This window comes from Pseudomonas marvdashtae (genome assembly GCF_014268655.2).
In the GTDB taxonomy this organism is placed as follows: Bacteria; Pseudomonadota; Gammaproteobacteria; order Pseudomonadales; family Pseudomonadaceae; genus Aquipseudomonas; species Aquipseudomonas marvdashtae.
On sequence record NZ_JABWQX020000001.1, the window covers coordinates 3,403,543 to 3,428,659 of the forward strand.

The 25,117-nt window shown below is 64.3% G+C and carries 19 protein-coding genes and 1 riboswitch; of the genes, 3 read left to right on the plus strand and 16 right to left on the minus strand.

Annotation, left to right across the window (positions count from 1 at the left end; genetic code table 11):
- Positions 1 to 313: 313 nt before the first annotated feature.
- The 16 genes from argE to HU742_RS15315 all read right to left on the minus strand — a co-directional run bounded on the left by argE (position 314) and on the right by HU742_RS15315 (position 21,520).
- Complete coding sequence (gene argE, locus HU742_RS15240; RefSeq protein WP_186645297.1) at positions 314 to 1,471, minus strand: acetylornithine deacetylase; 1,158 nt, start codon at positions 1,469 to 1,471, stop codon at positions 314 to 316.
- Positions 1,468 to 2,622: an NAD(P)/FAD-dependent oxidoreductase gene (locus HU742_RS15245; protein WP_186641825.1), complete on the minus strand. Its 1,155-nt coding sequence runs from the start codon at positions 2,620 to 2,622 to the stop codon at positions 1,468 to 1,470. Before HU742_RS15245 ends, argE begins: the two co-directional genes overlap by 4 nt.
- Positions 2,619 to 3,995: an FAD/NAD(P)-dependent oxidoreductase gene (locus HU742_RS15250; protein ID WP_186645299.1), complete on the minus strand. Its 1,377-nt coding sequence runs from the start codon at positions 3,993 to 3,995 to the stop codon at positions 2,619 to 2,621. Before HU742_RS15250 ends, HU742_RS15245 begins: the two co-directional genes overlap by 4 nt.
- Positions 3,977 to 4,285: a (2Fe-2S)-binding protein gene (locus HU742_RS15255; RefSeq protein WP_186615525.1), complete on the minus strand. Its 309-nt coding sequence runs from the start codon at positions 4,283 to 4,285 to the stop codon at positions 3,977 to 3,979. The genes HU742_RS15250 and HU742_RS15255 overlap by 19 nt, the downstream gene beginning before the upstream one ends.
- The gene (locus HU742_RS15260) at positions 4,282 to 6,126 is read right to left on the minus strand and encodes an ABC transporter ATP-binding protein (protein WP_186645301.1); all 1,845 of its coding nucleotides are present in this window, start codon (positions 6,124 to 6,126) and stop codon (positions 4,282 to 4,284) included. Before HU742_RS15260 ends, HU742_RS15255 begins: the two co-directional genes overlap by 4 nt.
- A 1-nt stretch (position 6,127) precedes the next feature.
- Positions 6,128 to 7,003, minus strand: a complete 876-nt coding sequence (locus HU742_RS15265) for an ABC transporter permease (RefSeq protein ID WP_186641828.1) — start codon at positions 7,001 to 7,003, stop codon at positions 6,128 to 6,130.
- Positions 7,000 to 7,956 carry an ABC transporter permease gene (locus tag HU742_RS15270; RefSeq protein ID WP_186615531.1) on the minus strand — a complete coding sequence of 319 codons (957 nt, stop codon included), beginning with the start codon at positions 7,954 to 7,956 and terminating at the stop codon, positions 7,000 to 7,002. The genes HU742_RS15265 and HU742_RS15270 overlap by 4 nt, the downstream gene beginning before the upstream one ends.
- 42 nt (positions 7,957 to 7,998) lie before the next feature.
- Entirely contained in the window at positions 7,999 to 9,642 is a 1,644-nt protein-coding gene (locus tag HU742_RS15275; RefSeq protein WP_186645303.1) for an ABC transporter substrate-binding protein, read from the minus strand.
- 99 nt (positions 9,643 to 9,741) lie between these two features.
- A complete protein-coding gene (locus HU742_RS15280; protein WP_186645305.1) occupies positions 9,742 to 11,016 on the minus strand; it encodes an NAD(P)/FAD-dependent oxidoreductase in 1,275 nt (424 codons plus the stop codon).
- 33 nt (positions 11,017 to 11,049) lie between these two features.
- A complete protein-coding gene (locus HU742_RS15285) occupies positions 11,050 to 11,718 on the minus strand; it encodes a haloacid dehalogenase type II (RefSeq protein WP_186641833.1) in 669 nt (222 codons plus the stop codon).
- A gap of 401 nt (positions 11,719 to 12,119) precedes the next feature.
- Entirely contained in the window at positions 12,120 to 12,722 is a 603-nt protein-coding gene (locus HU742_RS15290; RefSeq protein WP_225923581.1) for a vWA domain-containing protein, read from the minus strand.
- A 53-nt stretch (positions 12,723 to 12,775) separates the two neighbouring features.
- Positions 12,776 to 13,783 carry a magnesium chelatase ATPase subunit I gene (locus HU742_RS15295; RefSeq protein ID WP_186645307.1) on the minus strand — a complete coding sequence of 336 codons (1,008 nt, stop codon included), beginning with the start codon at positions 13,781 to 13,783 and terminating at the stop codon, positions 12,776 to 12,778.
- A gap of 86 nt (positions 13,784 to 13,869) precedes the next feature.
- Positions 13,870 to 17,643 carry a cobaltochelatase subunit CobN gene (gene cobN / locus HU742_RS15300; protein ID WP_186645309.1) on the minus strand — a complete coding sequence of 1,258 codons (3,774 nt, stop codon included), beginning with the start codon at positions 17,641 to 17,643 and terminating at the stop codon, positions 13,870 to 13,872.
- A 3-nt stretch (positions 17,644 to 17,646) separates the two neighbouring features.
- The gene (cobW, locus tag HU742_RS15305; RefSeq protein ID WP_186645311.1) at positions 17,647 to 18,717 is read right to left on the minus strand and encodes a cobalamin biosynthesis protein CobW; all 1,071 of its coding nucleotides are present in this window, start codon (positions 18,715 to 18,717) and stop codon (positions 17,647 to 17,649) included.
- A gap of 97 nt (positions 18,718 to 18,814) precedes the next feature.
- Positions 18,815 to 19,048: riboswitch (cobalamin riboswitch) on the minus strand.
- Positions 19,049 to 19,114: 66 nt separating this feature from the next.
- Complete coding sequence (locus HU742_RS15310; RefSeq protein ID WP_186645312.1) at positions 19,115 to 20,251, minus strand: glycerate kinase; 1,137 nt, start codon at positions 20,249 to 20,251, stop codon at positions 19,115 to 19,117.
- Between the two features lie 153 nt (positions 20,252 to 20,404).
- Positions 20,405 to 21,520 (minus strand): sugar diacid recognition domain-containing protein, encoded by a 1,116-nt coding sequence (locus HU742_RS15315; protein ID WP_186645313.1) that lies wholly within the window; start codon positions 21,518 to 21,520, stop codon positions 20,405 to 20,407.
- Positions 21,521 to 21,703: 183 nt separating this feature from the next.
- Here HU742_RS15315 and HU742_RS15320 point away from each other — a divergent pair, with 183 nt between their 5' ends.
- The 3 genes from HU742_RS15320 (at position 21,704) to rarD (ending at position 25,115) form a co-directional block, all read left to right on the plus strand.
- Complete coding sequence (locus HU742_RS15320) at positions 21,704 to 23,014, plus strand: MFS transporter (RefSeq protein WP_186641845.1); 1,311 nt, start codon at positions 21,704 to 21,706, stop codon at positions 23,012 to 23,014.
- A 121-nt stretch (positions 23,015 to 23,135) separates the two neighbouring features.
- On the plus strand, positions 23,136 to 24,146 hold the full coding sequence (locus HU742_RS15325) for an aldo/keto reductase (RefSeq protein WP_186641846.1): 1,011 nt from the start codon (positions 23,136 to 23,138) through the stop codon (positions 24,144 to 24,146).
- An 84-nt stretch (positions 24,147 to 24,230) separates the two neighbouring features.
- Positions 24,231 to 25,115, plus strand: coding sequence for an EamA family transporter RarD (rarD, locus tag HU742_RS15330; RefSeq protein WP_186645314.1), 885 nt, complete (start codon positions 24,231 to 24,233; stop codon positions 25,113 to 25,115).
- Positions 25,116 to 25,117: the final 2 nt, after the last annotated feature.

Here is a 25,117-nt window from a genome sequence, read left to right on the forward strand (position 1 = left end):
AGGCCGCCTCGCGGTGGACGTTGATCTCGGGCGCCCCGTTAACCACGATGGCCGAACGCAGGCGTTGTGGAGTGGGTATCCCGGCATGGATGCCGGGATAGCCGCGCTGGCCCATGGATGGGCCTTCGCGGCGGGCCCACGGAGCAACGCCGGAGTGAGGGCATGCCGAGCCTTAGCGAGGCACCAAGTGGTGGGGCAAAAGCGTTTTGCTTACTTTTGACTGGGCCGGCTTCCGGGCTTCACAAAAGTGAGTCGCTGTAAAAGCGAAACCGCCAGCAGCCGTTACCAAAAAAATGGATATACACACATAGCGCTAGAGCTTTAGAGAACCGAGCACCTGCGCCAAAAACCGCTCCCCCGCCTCCATCTGACTCACCTCGATAAACTCATCAGGCTTATGCGCCTGCTCAATCGAACCTGGCCCACAGACCACCACAGGCACATCCAACCGCTGCTTGAACAACCCACCCTCAGTCCCAAAAGACACCTTCGCCGTCCCCGTACCCGGCGCAGCAAAGTCCTTGAGAAAACGCACCGCCTCAACACTCGGATGCGTATCGAGCCCCGGATAGACATTCAACGTCTGGATCTCGATGTCCGCCACGCTCGAAAGCTTCTTCGCCTCGCGAACGATCACCTCGGCCTGCTCACGCAGGTGCTCCAAAAATTGATCCAGATCATCGGCCGGCAGATTGCGCACTTCGAAATCCAGCGTACACAGGTTCGGCACGATGTTCAGCGCCTTGCCGCCGACGATTTGCCCGACATGCACGGTGCTGTAGGGCACGTCGTAATCCGCATCCTGGGCGCCCTGCTCCTGCAATTGCTGCTGGCTGCGGCGCAACGCCGCGATGAAGTCGCACGCCACGTGGATGGCATTGACCGAGCGCGGCGCCAGGGATGAATGGGCCTCCAGGCCACGGCAGTAGGTGTGGTAGGAGCCCTTGCCCTTGTGGCCCAGTACGAACTGCATGTTGGTTGGCTCGCCGATCACGCAGAGGAACGGCCGCACCGGCGCCAGGTGCAGCACGTCGAGCAGGCGTCGGACGCCCACGCAGCCGATTTCTTCATCGTGGGAAAGCGCCAATTGCAGCGGCCGGTTCAACGAATGATCGGCGGCGTCGAGCATGGCGTCGATGGCCAGGGCGATGAAGCCCTTCATGTCACAGCTGCCACGCCCGTAGACCCGGCCATCGCGGAACGTCGCCTGGAACGCCGGGACGGTCCAGGCCTGCCCCACCGCCGGGACGACGTCGGTGTGTCCGGACAACAGGACACCGGGTAATTCCCGTGGACCGGTGCTGGCGAACAGGTTGGCCTTCTTGCCGCTCTCGTCCTTGACGATCAGCGACTCGATGCCCTTGCCCAGCAGCACATCGCGCACGTATTCGATCAGCGCCATGTTCGACTCCGAAGAGACCGTTTCGAACGCCAGCAGACGTTCGAAGATGGCTTGCACACGGGGTTTCATGAGGCCTTGCTCCGTTGTTCGACGGATGGGGCGAACCGGCGGATGGAGAACGGTTCGATTGACGTGCTGGTGCTGCCGGTGCTGATCAGTTCGGCCATGACGTCACCGACGCCCGGGCCGAGTTGGAAGCCATGGCCGCTGAAGCCGAAGGCGTAGTACAAGCCGTCGACGTTGCCGCTGGCGCCCATGATCGGCAGGTTGTCGGGCAGGTAGCCTTCGATGCCGCTCCACACGCGGATGATGTTGAGGTTGCCGACGCCCGGCAGCAGGCGCCGCATCTGCTCCAGTTGGTTGAGAATACTGCGTGGCTCGACGTAGGCGCGGCGGTTGAGCATGTCCGGCACGCGGCGATAGCCGCCGCCGATGATGATGTTGCCCCGTGGAATCTGGCGAAAATAGATCACTTCTTCAGGGATCTTGGTGAACACCCCGATCACCGTCGGCAAGGCGTAAGGCACCGGTTCGGTGACGGCCATTTGCGGGCCGTTCGGCGCCAGCGGCACCGGCTCGCCGAATTGCTCCGAGAGCTTTTGCCCCCAGGCGCCCGCCGTGATCAACAGCTGCGCGGCGCTGAACCGGCGGCCATCGGTGGTGGTGACGCTGAATTCACCGTTGGCCTTTTGCACCTCGGCGACTTCCGTGCGTTCCTCGATCCGCGCCCCCAGTCGTCGGGCCGCCCGGGCGAACGCCGGTGCCGCGAGGCGCGGGTTGGCGTGACCGTCGTGGGGCGCGTAGGAACCGCCCTTGACGTCTTTGCCGAGGAACGGAAAGCGCGTATGCAATTCGTTGCCTTGATAGATCTGCAAATCCAGCTGCCGGGCTTCGGGCGCATCGGCGTAGGCTTGCAGCTCAGCGACTTCATCCTCGCGATAACACACGCGCAGATGCCCGCTGGGGATGAATTCCAGGTCGTCGTCGATCAGCTCCGGTAACCGCTTCCACAGCGCAAAGGAACGGTTCGCCAATTCAAGCTGGCCAAGAAATCGTCCTTGGCGCCGCACGTTGCCGAAGTTCACACCGCTGGCGTACTGACCGATCTGGTCGCGCTCCAGCAAGATCACCGACTGGCCCCGTTGGCGCAGGAAAAACGCCGACGCCGAGCCCATCACCCCACCACCGACAATGATCACGTCGGCTTTATCAACGGTCATGGTGTCACCTCCCGGGTCGACATCGAAAGCGGTTTGACCGGTGCCTGACCACGCTGACGCCCGACCTGTTGCACCGGCACGCCCGCCGCTGCGGCGATCACTTCGGCCCCGGCCTGGGAGCAATAGCGCCCCTGGCAGCGGCCCATGCCGACCCGGCTGAACGCCTTGGCCCGGTTGACTTCACACGCGCCTTTTTCACTCACGGTGCGGCGTAGCTCGCCGGCGGTGATCATTTCGCATCGGCAGACGATGGCCTCGTCCGGCAACGCCTTGGCCTGCGCCGCCGGCCAGGGAAACGCCTGGGCCAGGCCGAGGCGAAATTCATCCATCACGCCCAAGGCCCGCCGTGCCTCGGCCATCCGTACCGCGTCCACCGGTTGTTGCAGGTCACTGAGCAAGGCCATGGCGACTAGGCGCCCGGCGTGCTCGGCGGCATCCGCGCCACGGATCCGCGAACCATCACCCGCCGCATAGACACCGCTGACCGTGGTCCGGCCCTCATCATCGGTTTCCAGCAGCCATTGCCCAGACGCCTCGTCGAAGCGCAGTCGACACCCGGCCAGATCGGCCAGTTGAGTTTCCGGGCGCAGGTGATAACCGAGCGCCACCGCGTCGCAATCCACCGTCAGCGTCTCGCCGTTCGCGGTGCGCACGCGAACGCCACTCACGCCTGTGGCCGGCTCACCGAGCACCTGCAACGGCGAAACCCCGAGGTGCACCGCGATCTTCGCCCGATACAACTGCGCCAGCAGTTTCATGCCGGTGAACAGCAATCCAGGACGCGCCATGAGTTTGGGCAAGGCCTGGATGCGCTTGCCCAGCGGCGAAGTGTCCAGCACCGCCGCAACCTGGGCCCCGGCTTTCACATACTGGCTCGCCACCAGGTACAGCAACGGCCCGCTGCCCATGAACACCACCCGATGACCGATGGACACCGCCTGGGCCTTCAAGGCGATCTGAGCGCCGCCGAGGCTGTAGGTGCCGCCCAATTGCCAACCCTTGATGGGCATCAAGCGGTCGGTGGCGCCGGTGCAGAGGATCAGCGCGTCGTACTCCACCGTTGAATGCTGGCCTTGGCTGACGCAGCACAGTTGCCCTGGCGTCAGGTTCCAGACCAGCGTGTCCGGGCGGTAATCGATCTGTGGGCGCAGGCGATCGAAGCTCTCATGCAGGTCGCGGGCCTTGTCGGCTTCGGTGCCGTACAGCGTTGCGTAGTCGCGGGTGAACCCTTCAGGCTGGCGACGGTAGATCTGCCCGCCGTCACGCCGGCTCTCGTCGACCAGGACCGGTTTGAAGCCCGCCGCGACCAAGGTCTGGGCGCAACGAATGCCGGCCGGCCCGGCGCCGACGATGACTATCCGCGCAGTGGCCATACTGCCTCCGGTTGTTGAGTGATGATGTCCAGCCCCTCACGGACTTCCTGGGAGCAGGCGCGCAAGCGTTCGCCGCTGCGGGTCCAGACCCAGCAATCCTGGCACGCGCCCATCAGGCAAAAACCGGCACGGCTGCCCGGGTCGAACTCCGACTGGCGCAGCGCCGGGCCGCGGGTCAGCAAGGCGACCATCAACGTGTCGCCCTGCAACGCTTCGATGGGCACGCCATCCACCTGCAAGTTGACGACGGGTCGGCCTTGCTCGGCCAACCTCACAAAACGCGCGTTCATGCGTAGGCTCCCACGATCATGCTGTTCGTATCCTGTTGGCTCTTGAGCAGCTCGCCGCTGTCGTGATGACAGAGCACTTCGCTGCCGCCGTCGATCACCCGTCGAGGTGGCGCGGTGCGGTTGCACAGGCCATCGACCCGCACCGGGCAGCGGTTGAGGAAGGTGCACAGCTCTGGTTCATTGGCCTTTGGCCCCAACGATGGAAGCGTGCCGCAGGTGGTGGCGCCGCAGGTTTCCAGCCAGCCCTGGCGCAACTCCGGGACCGAATGAATGAGCAAATCGGTGTAAGGATGAAACGGCGCCTGGGCGAACGATTGTCGGGTGCCCGCCTGGACCTTGTGGCCGCTGTACATCACCACAATGTCGTCGCACAGGGCGCGGACGGTGGAGATGTCGTGGCTGATGAACAGGTACGAGACGCCCAGTTGCTGGCGCAGGTCGCGCAGCAACTCCAGGATCGCCGCGCCGACCACGGTGTCGAGCGCCGACGTCACTTCATCGCAAAGGATCAGATCCGGCTTGGCCGCCAGCGCCCGGGCCAGGTTGACCCGCTGCTTCTGCCCTCCGGACAACTCGCTCGGGCGGCGCTCGGCCAAGTCCCGTGGCAGACGGACAAGGTCGAGCAACTCGCCGATGCGCTCGCGCAGGGCCGCGCCCTTGAGGCCAAAATACATCTTCAGCGGCCGGCTCAAGATGGCGCTGATGCTGTGCATCGGATTGAGCGCGGTGTCGGCGTTCTGGAACACCATCTGGATGCGCCGGAACTGGTCAGCGGTGCGTTCGGACAGGCTGCCGCCCAGCGGCGCTCCATCAAATGTCAGCCCGCCGAGGGCCGGAGGCAGCAGCCCCGCAACCACTCGGGCCAGGGTCGATTTGCCCGAGCCGGATTCGCCAATCACGCCGATGGCCTGGCCTCGCCGCACGGTCAGGTCAATGCCTTCGAGCACGCGGATCGCCGGCATGCCCTGCGCGTTCTTGTTGCCGTAGCCGGCGGTCAGGCCTTGGATGGTCAACAGTGGCGCATCCTCGGCCACGCCGCAGGGCGGACGGATCGTCGTGTCCGGCCGCGCCGCCGCCAGCAGGCTGCGGGTGTAGGCATGAGCCGGGCCCTTGAGCAGCGGCGTGGTGGCGCTCTGTTCGAAGATCTGTCCGCCGTTGAGCACCACGATCTGATCGGCCATCTGCGCCACGACCGCCAGGTCATGGGAGACATAGACCGCCGTCGCGCCACGCTCGCGCACCACGCGCTTGAAGGCGCGCAACACGTCGATCTGAGTCGTGACATCGAGGGCGGTGGTCGGTTCGTCGAGCACCACCAGCAGCGGATCGCTGATCAGCGCCATGGCCGCCATCACTCGCTGCAATTGCCCGCCGGAGACTTGGTGGGGGTAGCGCTGGCCGATGCGCTCGGGGTCGGGCAACGCCAGGTCGCGGAACAATTCGATGGCCTTGGCTTCGAGCACCGCCCGGCTGCCCAGGCCGTGGATCAAGGCGCCCTCCACCACCTGATCAATGAGTTTTTTCGCCGGGTTGAACGCCGCGGCGGCGCTTTGGGCGATGTAGGAGACGCGATTACCGCGCAGCCGTTGCAGCTCGCCTTCGCTCAGCGCGAGCATGTCATGCTCGCCGATCCGCACCACGCCGCCAGCCAGCCGACAGCCGCGTCGGGCATAGCCGAGCAGTGCCAGGGCGATGGTGGTCTTGCCGGAGCCGGACTCGCCAATCAACGCCAGCACCTCGCCTTTTTCCAGGGAAAAGCTGACGCCCTTGACGATCTCCACTTCACTGCGTTCGCCGCAGGCGACCACTCGCAGGTTTTCGACTCGAATCAATTCGCTCATCTCAATGACCTCCCGAACGTCGATTGCGCCGCGAGGACAGGCGGTCGATAAACAGGTTGACGCCAATCGTCAGGGTGCCGATGGCCAAGGCCGGAATCACGATCGCCGGCGCGCCCTGGTTGAGGCCGCCGATGTTTTCCCGCACCAGCGAGCCCAGGTCGGCGTCCGGCGGTTGCACGCCGAGGCCGAGAAAACTCATGCCGCTGAGCAACAGCACGATAAAACCGAAGCGCAGGCCGAGGTCAGCCAACACCGGGTTGAGCATGTTTGGCAGGATCTCTACGCAGGCAATGTACAGCCGGCGCTCGCCACGGGTGCGGGCCACTTGCACGTACTCAAGGGCCTCGATGTTCACCGCCATGCTGCGAGCGATGCGGAACGCGCCCGGGGTGAAACTCAGCACCGCCGTGCAAATCAACAGCGTTACCGAGGAGCCGAAGGCCGAGACCATGATCAGCGCGAGCATCTTGCTCGGAATCGAGATGAAGGCGTCCATCAGGCGGCTGATCAGCTCGTCCAGCCACTTCGGCGACACCACCGAGAGCAGCGCGCAACTGGTGCCCAAACCGCTCGCCAACACTGCCGCCACCAAAGCCAGGCCGACGGTAAACCGCGCGCCCACCAGGATCCGGCTGAGCATGTCACGGCCCAAATAATCGGTGCCCAGCGGGTAAGCAGCACTGAGGCTGTCAAAGACGTTGTCGGAGACCACTTCGCCAACCGGATGTGGTGCCAGCCAGGGGCCGAAGATCGCCACCAACAACCAGATCAGACACATCGCGGCACCGAGCAGGCCGAGCCAGGCGGTGCCATGGGAAACCTTGCCATAAGCCAGTTCAGGCGCGGCAGGCGGGGCTTTCACAATGAGATTGTTCATTGGTTTCTCAGCCTCGGATTGGACAGGATCGCGCACAGGTCGGCAATCAGCACCAGCATCAGGTACGCCGTGCAGAACAGCATGGTGCAGGCCTGGACCAAGGCCATGTCGCGGTTCGTCACGGCGTCGACCATGAGGCTGGCGATGCCCGGATAATTGAAAATCGTCTCGACGATCACCACCCCGCCCAGCAAGTAGGAAAGGCTCAAGGCGATGGCATTGGCGATGGGACCGATGGCGTTAGGCAAGGCGTGGCGCAAGACCACCCGCATCGGGCTCACGCCTTTGAGGCGGGCCATTTCCACGTAGGGGCTGTCGAGCTGGTCAATCACCGCCGCCCGGGTCATGCGGGCCATCTGCGCGACGATCACGCAGCACAGCGTCATGACCGGCAAGGCGTAGGTGCGCATGAATTGCAGCGGCGACGTGACCTCGCTGGAATAGGACAACGCCGACAGCCAGCCGAGGTTGACCGCGAAGATCAGCACTGCCAGCGTGGCGACCAGAAACTCCGGCACCGCCACCATCGTCAGGGTGAAAAAGCTCAGCACGCTGTCGATGCGCCCGCCCCGGCCCATCGCCGAGCCGATGCCCAGGATCAGCGCCACCGGCACCGACACCAGCGCCGTCGCAGCGGCGAGCATCAGGGTGTTGGGCACGCGTCCGGCCATCAGCTCGCTGACCGGCACGGCGTTGGAAATCGACACGCCCATGTCACCACTGAGCAGGCTGGTCAGCCAGTGCAGGTAACGCAACACACCTGGCTGATCGAGGCCCATTTTCACCCGCAGGGCCGCCACTTGTTCAGGCGTGGCGAACTGTCCGAGGGACTGTTGCGCCGCGTCTCCCGGCAATACCGCCGTGATGGCGAACACCACCATCGAGACGATCAGCAGGGTTACGATCGCGGCGCCGAGGCGCCGGCCGATCAACCACAATGTGTTGCTATTCATCATCCGATCCTCTTGCCAGGTCGCGGAGCCAGACAACGCTCATCAAGCATCCAGCCAGACTTGCTCGGAGAACATGTAGCCCATGAATCCGCCCAGCGGGTTGGTGCCATAGCCCTTGACGCGCTGGTCGACGCCGTCAATGTTGCTGATGAACACGGGGATGCCGATGCCACTGTGGTCATGCACCAGCGTCTGCATGTCGGCGTACATCTTGCCGCGCTTGGCCTCGTCGGTTTCGCCCCTTGCCTGCACCAGCAGTTGGTCGAATTGCGGGTTTTTCCAGCCGGATTCGTTCCACGGCGCCGAGGACTGGAAGAACTGCGAGAACAGCATGTCGGCATTCGGCCGCGGGTTGATGTTGCCGAAGCTCAGCGGGTGCTTGGCCCAATGGTTGGACCAGTAGCCGTCGCTCGGCAGCCGGTTGACGTTGAGCTTGAGCCCGGCTTCCTTGGCCGATTGCTGCAGCAGCACGGCGACGTCCACCGAACCGGTGGCGGCCGGCGAACACATGACTGGCATGCTGATACTTTCCATGCCGGCTTTCTTCAGCAGGAAGCGCGCCTTCTCGGGGTCGTAGGTGCGTTGTGGCAGGTCGGCGTTGAAGAAGCGCGCACCGGGGGCGATCGGGTGATCATTGCCGACCCTGGCGAAGCCCCGGAAGATCGCCGACTTGACCTGCTCGCGATCGAGCAGCAACTTCATCGCCTCGGTGAATTCCGGGCTTTGGCCTGGCATCTGGTCCTGGCGAATGATCAAGTCGGTGTAGTTGCCCGACGGCGAATCGACGACCCGGTGGCCAGCGCTGTCCTTGATACGCGTGGTCGAACGCGGGTTGACCTCGTTGATGATCTGCACGTCGCCGGACAGCAGCGCGTTGACCCGTGACGGCTCGTCGGCAATACCGATGAATTCGATCTCGTCCAGATAGGGCAAGCCGGGTTTCCAGTAGTTGGCATTGCGCGCGCCGATGGAGCGCACACCGGGCTTGAATTCCTTGACCTTGAACGGACCGGTGCCGATGCCCTGGCTGAAATCGCTGGTGCCCTCGGGCACGATCAACATATGGGAAACGGCGAGGATCGACGGCAGCTCGGCATTCGGACCGCTGAGGCGGATCTGTATTTCGTGGGTGCCGTTGGCCTTGACCTCCTCGAACTGCGACGCCAGTGGCAAGACCTTGGATCCGGTGATCGGATCCTTGTGCCGCATCAGCGAAAACACCACGTCCGCCGCCGTCAACCCTTTACCGTTGTGGAACGTGACTTCCTTGCGCAGGGTGATCACCCAGAGCGTGGCGTCGGTGGTATCGATGCGTTCAGCCAGTTCCAGTTGCGGCACCATGTGGCTATCGAAACGGGTCAGGCCGTTGTAGAACATGTAGTGGCGCACATAATCGGTGGACGATGAGCCTTTGGCCGGGTCCAGGGTGTCGGCGGTGGAACTGGTGATGCCGGCAACGCGGATACGTCCGCCGGGCTTGCCCTTGCCGGGGCTTGCGGTGTCATCGGCCAACAGCTTGCCGGCCGCGCCAAACAAGCTGCCGGCACCTGCTGCCGCGACCCCGGCCAACCCCAGCATCTGCAACGCGTGGCGGCGTGACATGCCGCGGTTGAGCCCTTCGAAAACACGCAGACTTTCTGTGCCGGTAATCAACTGGCCGTCGATGCTGTTCTTATTGTCAGTCATGTCAGTTCTACCTTCCGCAAGTGATAGGGGCTCGGTTGCGCACGGTCGACGCAACGGGATGTTGAAACGGCTGTTGAAACGCAAAGCGCAGCCTTGAAATCAGTGTAGGTAGTCCTGCAGGCGGTAATACGCGCCTACCAGCGGCAGGAACCAGGGCTTGCCGAAGTGCCCGGGAATCGCCGGCCAGTCGAGTTCCCGCCAGGGGTTTGCCTCGACATTCCCGGCCATGACATCCGCCATGACCTGGCCCATGTGCACCGACATCTGCACGCCGTGGCCGCTGTAGCCCATGGAGTGATAAACCCCGCCGTGCTGGCCGGCCCTGGGCAGGCGGTCGGACGTCATGTCCACCAGCCCGCCCCAGCAATAGTCGATCTTCACGTCGGCCAGTTGCGGGAACATCTGCACCATCGCCGCCTGCAGCACCTTGCCGCTCTTGGCATCGGAAACACTGTCGGACATGGCAAACCGCGCACGACCGCCAAACAGCAAACGGCTGTCGGGGGTCAGGCGAAAGTAATTGCCGATCATGCGGCTGGTAACGTAGGAGCGGCGTGCCGGCAGCAAGCTGTCGATCAGCGACTGGGGCAATACCTCGGTGGCGACCACGAAACTTCCAACGGGTACGATGCGCCGTCGGTACCAACCGAGCCCGCCTTGCTGGCAGGCGCCAGTGGCCAGCAGCACCTGGGACGCGTGCAGCACGCCTTTGCTGGTATTGACTTGGTAGCCGCTGCCGCTGGCTTTCCAATCCTTCACCTCCACGCCCTGGAAGATCAACGCGCCGTGACGCGCCGCCGCCTCGGCCAGGCCGACACCAAAGCGCCCAACGTGCATCTGCACACCGTTGCGCTGCAGCAGGCCACCGTGGAACTGGGCCGAATTGACCTCGGCGCGAACCTCCTGCGCGGACAGCAATTGCACCTCGGCGTCCACTTCCTTGCGGATCAATTCACAGGTGCGCGCCAACCCTTCGTAGTGCATCGGCTTGGCGGCCAATTTGAGCTTGCCGTTGCGCGTCAGGTCGCAGGCAATCCCCTCCTGCTCCACCAACGAGACCACGCTGTGCACGGCGCTTTCGTAGGCCTGGTAATACGCCCGGGCTTTCTCGGCGCCGAGGCTGGCGGTGAGCGAGGCATAATCCTGGGCGACACCCGTATTGCACTGCCCGCCGTTACGCCCCGACGCCTCGCCGATCACCCTTCCAGCTTCCAGCACCGCCACGCTCGCGCCCTTCAAGGCCAGGGCACGGGCCGCGGCCAGGCCGGTGAAACCGCCACCGACGATCGCGACATCGACCTGCCCGGGCAACCCGCCGAGCTGGGCACCGGTGAAGGCCGGTGCGGTATCGAGCCAATAGGACTCACTGCCCATGTCTAACCCCTTACCTTGAAGAGTGCGCTCAACTCAGAGCCCGACCAGACCGGGCAACCCGCCGATGTCCGGAATCTGGTGGTAGCCATAGACCGCATTGCCTGGTTGCTCGTGACCACGGGCGACGAAGGCCTTGTTCTTGATCTTCATGTCGTGGGCCGGCATCAGGTCGTAGCGAAAGCTCGACGACACATGCAAGACGTCCTCCGGCCCGCAGCCAAGGTTATCGAGCATGAATTCGAACGCCGCCAGGCGCGGCTTGTAGGCCTGGGCCTGCTGGGCCGTGAAGACTTTGTAGAAAGGCGCGCCGAGCTTGTCGACGTTGGACATGATCTGCTCGTCCATCGCGTTGGAAAAAATCACCAGGGGGATCTTGTCGGCGATTTTCGACAGGCCCGCCGGCACATCGGCGTGGGGGCCCCAGGTTGGAACGGCATCGTAATAGAGCTGGCCTTCACCGCGGTATTCGACGCCCCAACGCTTGCAGACCCGCATGAGGGAGGTCTTGATGATTTCATCATACGGCCGCCAGTCACCCATCACTTGGTCCAGGCGATAAGCGGCGAAATCCTTGACGAACTGGTCCATCTGCCCGGCATCGACGCGGTCGGCGAACAGCTCGCGCGTCATGCTGCCCATCTGGAAATTGGTCAACGTGCCGTAGCAGTCGAAGGTGATGTACTTGGGTCGAAGAAAGCTCATGTGTGCGGTCCTGGTTTGTTGTTGAAGGCATGACGAGGCAAACATTGACGCCGTTCGTGAAGCATCGGTGCAACGCTGCATCACGTTTTCATTACAACACCATGAGACCGTGGAAAAACCGTTAAAAAGAGTGGCCGCTTGGTACAAACCACCGTTTTTCAGGGCCCGCTCAGCAGACTTTGCGGGATGCTCCAGACACGGGCGTTGCACCCGTGTTTGTGTGGGTTTGAGGGCAGTTATGGTGCGTAAAACGCCTCATCAGGGCGGCTTTTACGGCAGATTCTGCGCCACCGCGCGAGGGCCCGGCCGCGCGAAACCTCCACTGGGGGACGGTGACGAGTGCGCGCATGGTTCACTCCTGGAAGGGTTGCCTGAGCATGGAGCGGTCATGCGCAAACCCATCAGCCCTCATCAAGATGGCGATACTCAGCCCCCAACTGGCCCGCCAACTGCTTCGCCCGGCCCAGGCGAATCGGCCCGCGCTCGATGTCGATCAACAGGCTGGGGCATTCGAGCAACGGCAGCGACGTGCCTGCTTTCACCCGCCCATCGGTCATCAGCAGCACCCGTTGTTGCTCCGCCGGGAAGCGCTTGCGCCGGGCCGCGAGCCAGCGCCCGGCCTCGTTCACCGCCGCCAGCAACGGCGTGCCGCCACCGGCGCCCAGCGTATCGAGCCAGTCACGTAGGCCAATGGCGGCCTTGAGACCTTGCACATGCCAGACCGGAGCGCCACCGCTGGCCGTCAGCAACGCCAATCGGGCGCGTTGTCGGTAGGCATCGTCGAACAGTTGCGCCAGCAGACCCTTGCCGTCGCTCAAGGCCTGATGGCGACGGGTCGAAGCCGAGGCGTCGACGATCACCAGCCACAGCTCATGGGCTGAGCGCTGGCGCCATGTGAAGCGCAGGTCCGCAGGCAGGCGTGGACGGCCGTTGAGCAAGGTGCCCGGCCAGTCCACCACGCCGCCGGTTGCGGTTTTGCTTCGGCCTTGACGGCCCTGGTCCAACCGTCCCGGACGGGGTCTGGCATTCGCCCCCGCCAGCGAACGGGGGCGAATGCCTAGGGCTTTTTTGGCCAGCTCGGCACATCACGCCGGGCGCCGATGGGCAACGCCCTGGCCGGCAAGTCGCCCCATTGGCCCTGGCCTTCGCTGGGCCTGCTCGCCTCGTTCGGACTCGACTGCGGGGCCTGGGACGGTTCCGGTGCCGGCGCGGTGTGGCCGCGTCGGCGATGACGCAGGGCAAACTCGGCGACCGCATCGATGTCCTCGTCGGCAATGGCATCCGCGCCACGCCAGGCCGCATGCGCGCGGGCGGCGCGCAACCAGACGAGGTCGGCGCGCAGACCATCGACTCCGGCGGCAAAGCAACGCTCGGTAATCTGCCCCAGCGCCGCGTCATCCAGCGGGATCTGCGCCAACCGCGCCCGCGCCTGCTCGCAACGTTCGCGCAGTTGCTGCTGGGCCGGTTCCCACTCGGTGCAAAACGACGCGGGGTCGCTGTCGAAATCCAGTCTCCGGCGAATGATCTGCCCGCGCTCGGAAGGTGCGGTGTGGCCGTCCAGCACTACGTTCAGGCCGAAGCGGTCGAGTAGTTGCGGACGCAATTCACCCTCTTCCGGATTCATGGTGCCGATCAATACAAAGCGCGCCGAATGCCGATGGGAAATGCCGTCGCGCTCGATCAGGTTGGTACCGCTGGCCGCGACATCGAGCAGCAAGTCCACCAGGTGATCGGGCAGCAGGTTCACTTCATCGACATACAGCACGCCCCCGTCGGCCTTGGCCAGCACGCCGGGGGAAAACTGCGCGCGCCCCTGCGCCAATGCCGCGTCCAAATCGAGGGTGCCCACCAGCCGCTCTTCGGTGGCGCCCAGGGGCAAGGTGACGAACTGCCCGCTCGCCAGCAGGTCCGCCAGCCCCCTGGCCAGGGTGGACTTGGCCATCCCTCGCGGGCCTTCGATCAGCACGCCGCCGATCTTCGGGTCGATGGCGGCCAGGCACAGCGCCAGCTTCAGGTCATCGGCGCCGACCACGGCGGAGAGCGGGAAATGGGGGGTATCGGTCATGTGAGATGTCTCATGAAGTATGAAGATCCCCTGTGGCGAGGGAGCTTGCTCCCTCGCCACAGGGGCCCGCGTCGATCATCGATAAGTCAGCCATCTTCTTCAATGTCCAACAACAGATGTTCCAGCGCCTCGCGGTATTCACCGGGATCCTGCCACATCCCCCGCTGCTGCGCCTCGAGCATGCGCTCGGTCATGTCTCGCAGCGCGTCGGGGTTGTGCTGGCGAACGAAATCCCGGGTATCCGGGTCGAGCAGGTAAGCGTCGGCCAGCAAGGCGTATTGGTGGTCGTCGATCAACTGCGTGGTGGCGTCGAAGGCGAACAGATTATCCACGGTCGCAGCCAGTTCGAACGCGCCTTTGTAGCCGTGGCGCTTGACCCCGGCGATCCATTTCGGATTGGCCGCACGGGAGCGGATGACCCGGTTCAGTTCTTCCTTCAGGGTGCGAATCCTGGGCAGGTCAGGCTGGCTGTGATCGCCGTGGTAACTGGCTGTCGGCTGACCGCTCAGGGTTTCGACCGCCGCGAGCATACCGCCTTGGAACTGGTAGTAATCGTTGGAATCGAGCAGGTCGTGCTCGCGGTTGTCCTGGTTCTGCAACACCGCTTGGACCTGGCTCAGGCGCCGGGAGAATTGATCTCGCGCCGCAGTGCCCTGATCGCCTGAGCCATAAGCGTAGCCGCCCCAATTGAGGTACACCTGCGCCAAGTCTTCTCGGCTCTGCCAGAGACGACCGTCGATGGCGCCCTGCACACCCGCGCCATAGGCACCGGGCTTGGCGCCGAAGATCCGCCAGCCGGCCTGGCGCGCGGCGTCTTCCAACGGCACGCCCGATTGCAGCAAGGCTTCGCGCTCGCCACGGACTTTCGCCGCCAACGGGTTCATGTCGTCAGGTTCATCAAGGGCCGCAACGGCTTGCACCGCCGCATCGAACAAGCGGATCAGGTTGGCGAAGGCATCCCGGAAGAACCCGGACACCCGCAGCGTGACATCGACCCGCGGCCGGTCCAGCAGGCTCAACGGCAAGATCTCGAAATCATCGACCCGCTGGCTGCCCGTGGCCCACACCGGGCGCACGCCCATCAATGCCATGGCTTGGGCAATGTCGTCGCCGCCAGTGCGCATGGTGGCGGTGCCCCATACCGACAGGCCAAGTTGGCGCAAGTGGTCGCCATGGTCTTGCAAATGCCGTTCGAGGATCAGGTTCGCCGACTGGAAGCCGATGCGCCACGCGGTGGTGGTGGGCAGGTTGCGCACATCGACGGAAAAGAAGTTGCGGCCGGTAGGCAGCACGTCCAGGCGCCCGCGACTCGGCGCGCCACTGGGGCCGGCCGGGACAAAGCGACCGCCCAAGGCGTCGAGCAAGCCGCGCATTTCCGCTGGGCCGCAAGCGTCCAGGCGCGGCGCGACGACCGAGCGCAGATGCTCGATGATGTCCGCGACAGCTTCCCAGCCCGGCGCGTCGAGCCATGCGACTTCGCCTGCCAGTGCTTGTTCGATCAACCCTGCGGCGAACAGCTCCAGGCGCTCGCGGGTGTCGCCGACGGTGCGCCATGGCTCGTCGCTGACCTCGCGCAACGCCGCGGGACGGTCCGTTTCCCAGGGTTCGGCCAGGGCACAATCGAGCGGATCGAACCCCAACCCGAACGCCTTCGCCAACGCCCGCAGCAAGCTCGATTGAGCGCCCTTGCCGTCGCCTCGGGGGATGCGCAGCAACGCCAGCAAGGTGTCGATGCGCAGCCGCCCGGCGGGCGACTCGCCGAAGATGTGCAGCCCATCGCGGATCTGCGACTCCTTCAAATCGCAGAGGTAAGTGTCCAGGCGCGGCAGCCAGATCGCGGCGTCGGCGTCGCTGTCGAGCGCGGCATCGAGTTGCAGTTCGCGGTCGATGTGGGTCTCGCGCACCAGGTTCAAGATGTCCCGTTGCAGCTCCCGGGCGCGGCGCGGGTCGAGCAGTTGCGCCTCGTAATATTCGTCGGCCAGCAGCTCCAGGTTACGCAGCGGCCCATAGGTTTCGGCCCGGGTCAGCGGCGGCATCAGGTGGTCGATAATCACTGCCTGGGTCCGACGCTTGGCCTGGGCACCCTCACCCGGGTCGTTGACGATGAACGGGTAGATGTTCGGCAGCGGCCCGAGCAACGCATCCGGCCAGCAGTTCTCCGACAGCCCGACGCCCTTGCCCGGCAGCCATTCGAGGTTGCCGTGCTTGCCGACATGAATCACCGCGTGGGCGCCGTAGGTGTGGCGCAACCAGAAATAAAACGCCAGGTAGCCATGGGGCGGCACCAGGTCCGGGTCGTGGTACACCGCGCTCGGGTCGACCTGATAACCGCGCGCCGGCTGGATACCGACGAACGTCAGGCCAAGGCGCAAGCCGGCGATCATCAGTCGGCCGTCGCGGAACATCGGGTCCTGCTCGGGCGCGCCCCAGCGTTCCCACACCGCCTGGCGATTGGCCTCGGGCAGCGCGTCGAACAAGCGTTGATAAGCGTCCAGCGCCAGGCTTTGATGGCAGGGCCGCAGGTCGAGACTGTCCAGGTCGTTACTGACACCGCCGAGCAACTGCTGGATCAACGCAGTGCCGCTGTCCGGCAATTCGGTCGCCAGCGGATAACCTTCGGCCTGCATGGCGCGCAGGATATTCAGCGCCGCCGCCGGGGTGTCCAGCCCGACGCCGTTGCCGATGCGCCCGTCCCGGGTCGGGTAGTTGGCGAGGATCAGCGCCACGCGTTTCTCTACGTTGGGCAGGCGCGCCAAGCAGGTCCAGCGCCGGGCCAGTTCGGCGACGAAGTCCATGCGCTCCGGCACCGCCCGGTAGCAGACCACATCGCTCTGGCTGCGCTCGCTGCGCCAGGCCAGGTCCTTGAAACTGACAGGACGGCTGATGATCCGGCCATCCAGCTCGGGCAAGGCAATGTGCATCGCCAGGTCGCGCGGCCCCAGGCCCTGTTCGCTGGCGCGCCAGCCGGGTTCATTATCCTGGGCGCAGATCGCCTGGATCACCGGGATGTTGCGGCGAAACGGCCGCAGGTGCGGTGCTTCAGGGCTCGATTGAGCGAAGCCGGTGGTGTTGAGAATCACGCCCGCCTCTATCTCTTCCAGCCAATCTTCCACCTGTGCCAGGCAGCCGGGTTCCTTGAGGCTGGCCACGGCAATCGGCAGCGGATTCAGCCCTGCCGCTTGCAAGCGCTGGCAGAACACGTCGATGAACGCCGTGTTCGCTGCTTGCAGGTGAGAACGGTAGAACAGCACTGCCGCGACCGGTTGATCGGCCTGCCAGTCGGCTTGCCAATCGTTCAGGGTCGCGTTGGTTTTCTCGGCATGGTAAATAGCCGTGCGCGGCAGCGGCTGCGGTTCGGCCCACGGGTAATCGCGGCCAAACCATTGACTGCCCAGGTGGTGAAACAAGTTGAGGGCGTTACCCAATCCCCCCTGGCGCAGGAACTGCCAGAGCCGGTCGCGATCCTCGAAGGGCACATTGCTCAGGTCGCTGAGCTCCGGATCGGGGCGATCATCCCCCGGCACCAGGATCAGCTTCACGCCGCGCCCGGCGAGTTCCATCAGCCGCTCGATGCCGTAGCGCCAATAGCCGATGCCACCGTGCAGCGACAACAGAATGACCTTGGCATGACGCAGCACGTCGTCGACGTACAGGTCTACCGAGGCGTGGTTCTGCACCTGCATCGGGTTGGCGAGGCGAAAATCCGGGAAGTCGTCCGGCAACTGTCGCGCCGCTTCGGCCAGCAGCGCCAGGCTGGAATCGCCGCTGCACAGGATCACCAGCTCGGCGGGGGTTTGCCCGAGGTCGGCAATGTTGTCATCCGACACGAAACCGCCGGGCTGGGTCCTGAGCAGGTGCATGGCTTAGGCGCTGAGGGCAGCGCGCAACTGCGCTTCAAGCAACGCGGCATCCAGCGCCTGGCCGATCAGCACCAGCCGGGTGACCCGCGCTTCATCGGCGCCCCACTGGCGGTCGAAATGCTTGTCGAAACGCGTGCCGACGCCCTGGATCAGCAGGCGCATCGGCTTGTTCGGGATTGCCGCAAAACCCTTGACCCGCAGCACGCCGTGCTGGACCACCAGTTGCGTCAGCGCGTCCAGCAGCAGGCTTTCATCGGCCTGGGGCAGCTCGATGGAAATCGAATCGAAGGCGTCGTGATCGTGATCGTGGTCGTCTTCATCGCCGTCATGGTGGTGATCGTGATGACTGTGGCGCCCATCGATGTGTTCTTCGGAGCCGGCGCCCAGGCCGATCAGCACGTCCAGGGGCAGGCGACCGCTGCTGGCCTCGATGACCTTGACCGCTGGCGGCAGTTCTTCAGCGACTTCCAGACGGACTCGGGCCAGGTCTTCGGGGCTGATCAGGTCGGCTTTATTGAGGATCACCAAGTCGGCGCTGGCCAGTTGATCGGCGAACAGCTCGTGCAGCGGTGATTCGTGGTCCAGGTTCGGATCGAGCTTGCGCTGGGCATCGACCTGATCGGGGAATGCGGCAAAAGTGCCGGCGGCCACGGCCGGGCTGTCGACCACGGTGATCACCGCATCGACCGTGCAGGCGCTGCGGATTTCCGGCCACTGGAAAGCCTGGACCAAGGGTTTTGGCAATGCCAGGCCGGAGGTTTCGATGAGGATGTGGTCAAGGTCGCCGCGCCGGGCGACCAACTCGCGCATCACCGGGAAAAACTCTTCTTGCACCGTGCAGCACAGGCAACCGTTGGCCAGTTCATAGACGCGGCCGTTGGCTTCTTCTTCGGTGCAACCGATGGAGCACTGCTTGAGGATTTCGCCGTCGATGCCCAGCTCGCCGAATTCGTTGACGATGACTGCAATGCGCCGGCCCTGGGCATTGTCGAGCATGTGCCGGAGCAAGGTGGTCTTACCCGAGCCGAGGAAACCGGTGACGATGGTGACGGGGAGTTTGGCCAGTGTTTTCATCGGATGCCCTTTGGCAAGGTGGCGGGCAAACGGGACGACAACCGCAGGCAGGCACGCGCGGAAGATTTCGCCACCGGATCACCCCGCCCGGTTGTAGTGAGAATCTGTTGTCGAGGCAGGTCTCCTGGCTTTCGGCGGGCCAGTCCGGGCTTGTCTTGCAAAGCCTTGCACTGGCGTTTCCTGCGCCTTCCCGTGCGCCTTTTTTTAAAGGACTTGCACAGTGGCCTGGCAGGAACGGCACCGTTCACAGTTGCGGGGGCAGCCGCGGCTTGGACCGCGTTCCCTTCTTAGCTTTGGCACACGCCAAAGAACCTCGAAGACGCAAGGCTACGCAGGGTGTGCAGGCGGGTCAATCTCTGGAAGGCAATCTGCCGGCGGCCGAGGCGGCGCGGCGAGATCAACGGGCCGCGACGCGCCAGAGCCGGGCGATGTCCCGCGCCCGCTCGCTCAACAGGCGTGGCGCATCGGTGCAGGCTTCTTGCAACGTCATCGGTCCGTTCGCCAGGGCAAAGGCCGCATCGATGCCGTGCTCGTACAGCGCCTGGTAACCCTCCCCCAGCGTGCCGGCAATGACCAGCACCGGTACGCCGTGGCGTCGGGCGATGCGGGCCACGCCAAAAGGCGTCTTGCCGCGCAGGGTCTGGGCATCGAAACGGCCTTCACCGGTGATGACCAGGTCAGCGCCGTTGATCGCGTCGGCCAGGCCGGTCAACTGCGCAACGACTTCCACGCCGGTACGAAACTGCGCTTGGAGGAACGCCTTGGCGGCAAACCCCAGGCCGCCGGCGGCGCCGCTGCCCGGCTCGTCGCGTACGTCGCGGTTCAACACCTGGGCGCAGTGTCCGGCGAAGTGCCCCAGCGCGCCGTCCAGCCGTTGCACCTGCTCGGCGGAGGCGCCTTTCTGCGGGCCGAACACGGCTGACGCGCCATGGGGCCCACACAATGGGTTATCGACATCGGCGGCGATCTCGAAACGCACGCCGGCCAGGCGCGGGTCCATTTGGCTCAGATCGATGCGCGCCAGGTTGGCCAGGGCGAGGCCGCCGGGCGGCAGCGAGTGCCCGTGTTCGTCCAGCAAGGCGACGCCCAGCGCTTGCATCGCACCGGCACCGCCGTCGTTGGTGGCGCTGCCGCCAATCGCCAGGATGACTCGCTCGGCGCCTTCGTCCAGCGCTGCGCGGATCAGTTCGCCGGTGCCAAAGGTGCTGCTGGAACAGGCGTCGCGCTGCTCCGGCGGCAGCAATTGCAAGCCGCTGGCCTCGGCCATCTCGATGATTGCGGTGCGGCTGTCGGGCAACCAGCCCCAACGCGCGTCGACAGCGGCGCCCAGCGGACCGCGAACCCGAGCCTCACGCCACTGTCCGTTGCAGGCAGCCAGCACGGCTTCCACCGTCCCCTCCCCGCCGTCCGCCATCGGGCATTTGATCAGCTGCGCGTCTGGCCAGATCTCTGCCAGCCCTCGGGCGATGGCTTCGGCGACGCCTTGGGCGCTGAGGCTGTCCTTGAACGAGTCGGGGGCGATGATTATTTTCATTTTTTGTTCTCCGGTTCCGTGCACAGCATGCTGCCAGCTGGCCGCAGCCCTGACGCCGGTCCGCCGCACAAAACGGCTTGGACATTATTGTTCAAATTCACAAAGGCCTGGCTGCGCAGTCCAGCGCGAGCAAGCGTCCTCGCCCACGGGCGGCTACGTAGATGACTGCGGCAATAGCTGCACGCCCAGGTACAACGCCAACATTCCGTCCAGCCTGAGGGGGTCGACGCCGCTGAGCTCAGCGATGCGCTCCATGCGATAACGCAAGCTGTTGCGGTGGATCCCCAGGGCGTCGGCGCAGGCCTGGCTCTGGCCGTCGTGTTCGCACCAGCTTCGCAAGGTCGCCAGCAACTGCCCGTTACTGTCCTTGGCGATCACTTTGCGCAACGGCGTCAGCAGTTCATCGAGTGCATCGTCGCTGCGATGCCGCCAAAGCATCACCGGCAATCGATAACGGTTGAGGATCAGCAAGCGCGATTGCGGCAGGACATCGCGCCCATAGGCGAGCAGGTCCGCCACGCGCCGGTAGCAGCGGCGCAAGCCCGCCAACCCATCGGCCTGGCCACCCACCGCCACCCGCAGGATGTTCCAGCCGAGCCCATCGAGTTTGGCCAGCAGCCGCTCGTTTTCCACCGACGCTGTGACGGGCCGGCACCAGAGCAACGACGATTTCGACGAGGTCAGGCACCAACTGTCCGGATAGCGCGACATCAGCCATGCGCTCAGCGCCTCGACCGTCTGGCCGGGGCCATGCTCCAGGCCCAGTTCAAACAGATAGGGTACCCGCGGCAATTGCGGCTTGAGGCCCATTTGAAGGGCTTCGTCGAGCAGCCGTGGCGAATCCCCGGCGTCACCCAGCAACAAGGCCAGCAAATCATCGCAGCGCTGGCGGCGCCATTGCTGCTCGGCCTGTTGGTTGCGCTGGCCGAGCAGCATTTCGGCGGTCATGCGCACCAGTTCGGCGTAGGTGCGCAGGTGTGCGGGATCGCCGGTGATGCCTAGCACCCCGATCAATCGTTGATCGAGCATCAGCGGCAGGTTGATCCCCGGCTGCACGCCCTTGAGGTGCACCGCGGTGTGCTCGTCGATTTCCACCACCCGACCATTGGCCAGCACCAGCTGCGCGCCTTCATGGCGGGTATTGATGCGCTCGCGCTCGCCGCTGGCAAGGATCAGGCCCTGGTTGTCCATGACGTTGACGTTATAGGGAAGAATCGCCATCGCCCGGTCGACGATGTCCTGCGCCAGGTCGTGATCGAGTTCGAACATGGGCGATGGTCCTTGCAAGCGGCGTGATTGTTGTTTTAGGCGTGGGTTTGGTCAGGCGCACAGGGTCGGCATCCAAACCCTGTGCCCTGGCACAAAGACACAGGACCTTGGCCTGGCCGAGACTCAAGGTGCGGTCAACGTTACCCCTTGGCACGCCAAAATCATAATAAAGAGAGACCCGCCATGTCCCAGAGCGCAGCAGCCCTCCTGGCTACCCCCGACGAAAAAAATACCGTCTACAAGCGCATAACCCTGCGCTTGATCCCGTTCATTTTCATCTGCTACCTGTTCAACTACCTTGACCGGGTCAACGTTGGCTTCGCCAAGTTGCAGATGCTCGACGCGTTGAAGTTCAGCGAAACCGTGTACGGCCTCGGCGCCGGGATCTTCTTCATCGGCTACGTGCTCTGCGGCGTGCCAAGTAACCTGGCCCTGACCAAATTCGGCCCGCGGCGCTGGATCGCGCTGATGATGATCACCTGGGGCACGCTGTCGACCTGCCTGCTGTTCGTCACCACGCCGACCGAGTTCTACACGTTGCGGCTGTTCACTGGCGCCGCCGAGGCCGGGTTCTTTCCTGGCGTGGTGCTGTATCTCTCGCAGTGGTTTCCGACGTTCCGTCGCGGCCGGATCATGGCGCTGTTCATGTCGGCCATTCCAGTGTCCGGCCTTTTGGGCAGTCCGTTTTCCGGTTGGATCCTCAATCATTTCGCCGCCGGTCAAGGTGGCCTCGCGGGTTGGCAGTGGATGTTCCTGTTGCAGGGCGTCCCGACGGTGATCCTCGGGGCACTGGCGTTTTTCCTGCTCAGCGACACCTTCGCCAACGCCAAATGGCTGACTGACCATGAACGCGCCGTGCTCACCGCCGACCACGCGGAAGACTTGGCCAACAAGCCGAAAACCACAACCGACTCCTTGGCGGCGGTGTTCAAGAATCCGGCGATCTGGGCGTTCGGCCTGGTGTATTTCTGCATCCAGAGCGGCGTGTACGCGATCAACTTCTGGCTGCCGTCAATCATCAAGAACCTGGGCTTCAGCGATAACCTGGTGATCGGTTGGCTGAGCGCGATTCCCTATCTGCTGGCGGCGGTGTTCATGTTGCTGGTGGGCCGTTCGGCGGACTTGCACAAGGAGCGTCGCTGGCATTTGGTGGTGCCGATGCTGATGGGCGCGGCCGGGCTGCTGATCGCGGTCAACTTCGCAACCACGCCGGCGATCGCCATCCTCGGCCTGACCATCGCCACGATGGGCGCCCTCACCGGCCTGCCAATGTTCTGGCCGGTGCCCACCGCCCTGCTCAGCGCCGGCGCGGCGGCCGGCGGGTTGGCGCTGATCAACTCCATGGGCCAAATGGCCGGTTTCCTCAGCCCCTATCTGGTCGGCTGGGTCAAGGACGCCACCGGCTCGACCGATGCGGCGCTGTACCTGCTGGCCGGCGTGATTGTCTGCGGCAGCCTGCTGGCGTTGCGCATGACCCGTACGCTTCGGGCCTGACCCCGTTACCCCGTGGGAGCTTGCTCCCACGTTGACCAGAGGATTTGATAAATCAGTTGGATCCAAGCGGCGGTTCTGGTATTTGATTGGACCTTTCCCATCGATAAAAAGGATCTTGTCCATGAGCTATCGCACGCTGGGTCATTCCGGGTTGCAAGTCTCGACGCTGACCCTGGGCACCATGATGTTCGGCGAACAGACCAGCACCGAGGATTCACTGCGGATCATCGGCAAGGCCTGGGACCAGGGCATCAACTTCATCGACACGGCCGACGTCTATACCAACGGCCGCTCCGAGGAAATCGTCGGCGAGGCGATTGCCCGTCATCGCCAGGAGTGGGTGCTCGCCACCAAGGTCGGTTTTGGCCCGCCGGACGGTGTGCCCAACCGCAGCGGCCTGAGCCGCAAGCATCTGTTCAATGGCATCGAGGCCAGCCTGACGCGCCTGGGCACCGATTACCTGGACATCTATTACCTGCACCGCGAAGACCACAACACGCCGTTGCAGGTCACGGTGTCGGCCATTGGCGATCTGATTCGCCAGGGCAAGATCCGTTACTGGGGCCTGTCCAACTACCGCGCCTGGCGCATCGCCGAGGTGATTCGTATCGCCGACGATCTGGGCGTCGACCGGCCGGTGATCAGCCAGCCGTTGTACAACATCGTCAATCGCCAGGCGGAAACCGAACAGATCACCGCCGCGCAGAACTACGGCCTCGGCGTGGTGCCCTACAGCCCCCTCGCCCGTGGCGTGCTCAGCGGCAAATATGCGCCGGACGTGGCGCCGGATGCCAACAGCCGCGCCGGCCGCCAGGACAAGCGCATCCTGGAGACCGAATGGCGGGTCGAGTCCTTGCGCATTGCCCAGCAGATCCAGCAATACACTCAGGAACGCGGCGTGGGTATCGTCGAGTTCGCCATCGCCTGGGTGCTGAACAACCGCGCCGTCACGTCGGCCATCGTCGGGCCGCGCACCGAGGAGCAGTGGGACGCGTATACCAAGGCGCAGGCGGTGCAGATCACGGCGGACGACGAAGCCTTCATCGATTCATTGGTGACACCGGGGCATGCTTCGACACCGGGCTTCAATGACATGAGCCACTTCGTGCCGGGGCGCGTACCGCGCACGTAGTAGTATGCAACCCATATAACCGTGGCGAGGGAGCAAGCTCCCTCGCCACAGGTAAAACGGTAGTCCCAATAACAAGAGGCACCCGTGTCCAAAGGCATCGTTCTATCGGTCTCGGCTTCCGCCCTGTTCGCCGTCATGTACTACTACACCTCGCTGCTCACGCCCCTGACCGGACTGGAGATCTTCGGCTGGCGCATGCTGCTGACGATGCCGTGCATGACGGCCTTCATGCTGATCTCGCGGGAGTGGAAACTGGTCTCGGATCTCGTCCAGCGCCTGGTCGCCACACCGCAACTGCTGCTCGGGGCGATGGCCTCTTCGGCGTTGATGGGCGCGCAGCTGTGGCTGTTCATGTGGGCACCGCTCAATGGCTACAGCCTGGATGTGTCGCTGGGGTACTTCCTGTTGCCGCTGTCGATGGTGCTGACCGGCCGTATTGTCTATGGCGAACGCCTCTCGCGCTTTCAGAAAATCGCCGTGTTCTTCGCCACCCTCGGAGTGCTCAACGAGCTCTACCAGGTCGGCGGGCTTTCCTGGGCGACGTTGCTGGTGGTGGTGGGTTACCCGATCTACTTCATCTTGCGCAAACGCCTGCGCACCGACAACCTGGGCGGGCTCTGGCTGGACATGACGCTGATGCTACCCTTGGCATTGTGGTTCGTGCAGAGCGGTGAACAGGGTTTCGGCGTCTTCGATCAATACCCGTGGCTGTCGCTACTCATCCCGGTGCTGGGCGTCATCAGTGCCTCGGCGCTGGTGGCCTACATCGTTGCCAGCCGGCTGCTGCCGTTCAGCCTGTTCGGACTGTTGAGCTATGTCGAGCCGGTGCTGTTGCTGGGCGTCGCGCTGCTGTTGGGGGAAAGCATCGAGGCGCAAGAGTGGCTGACCTACATTCCCATCTGGATGGCGGTGGCGGTGCTGGTGTTCGAAGGGTTCAAGCATCTGGTGCGACAGCGGCGCAGGGCCTGAAG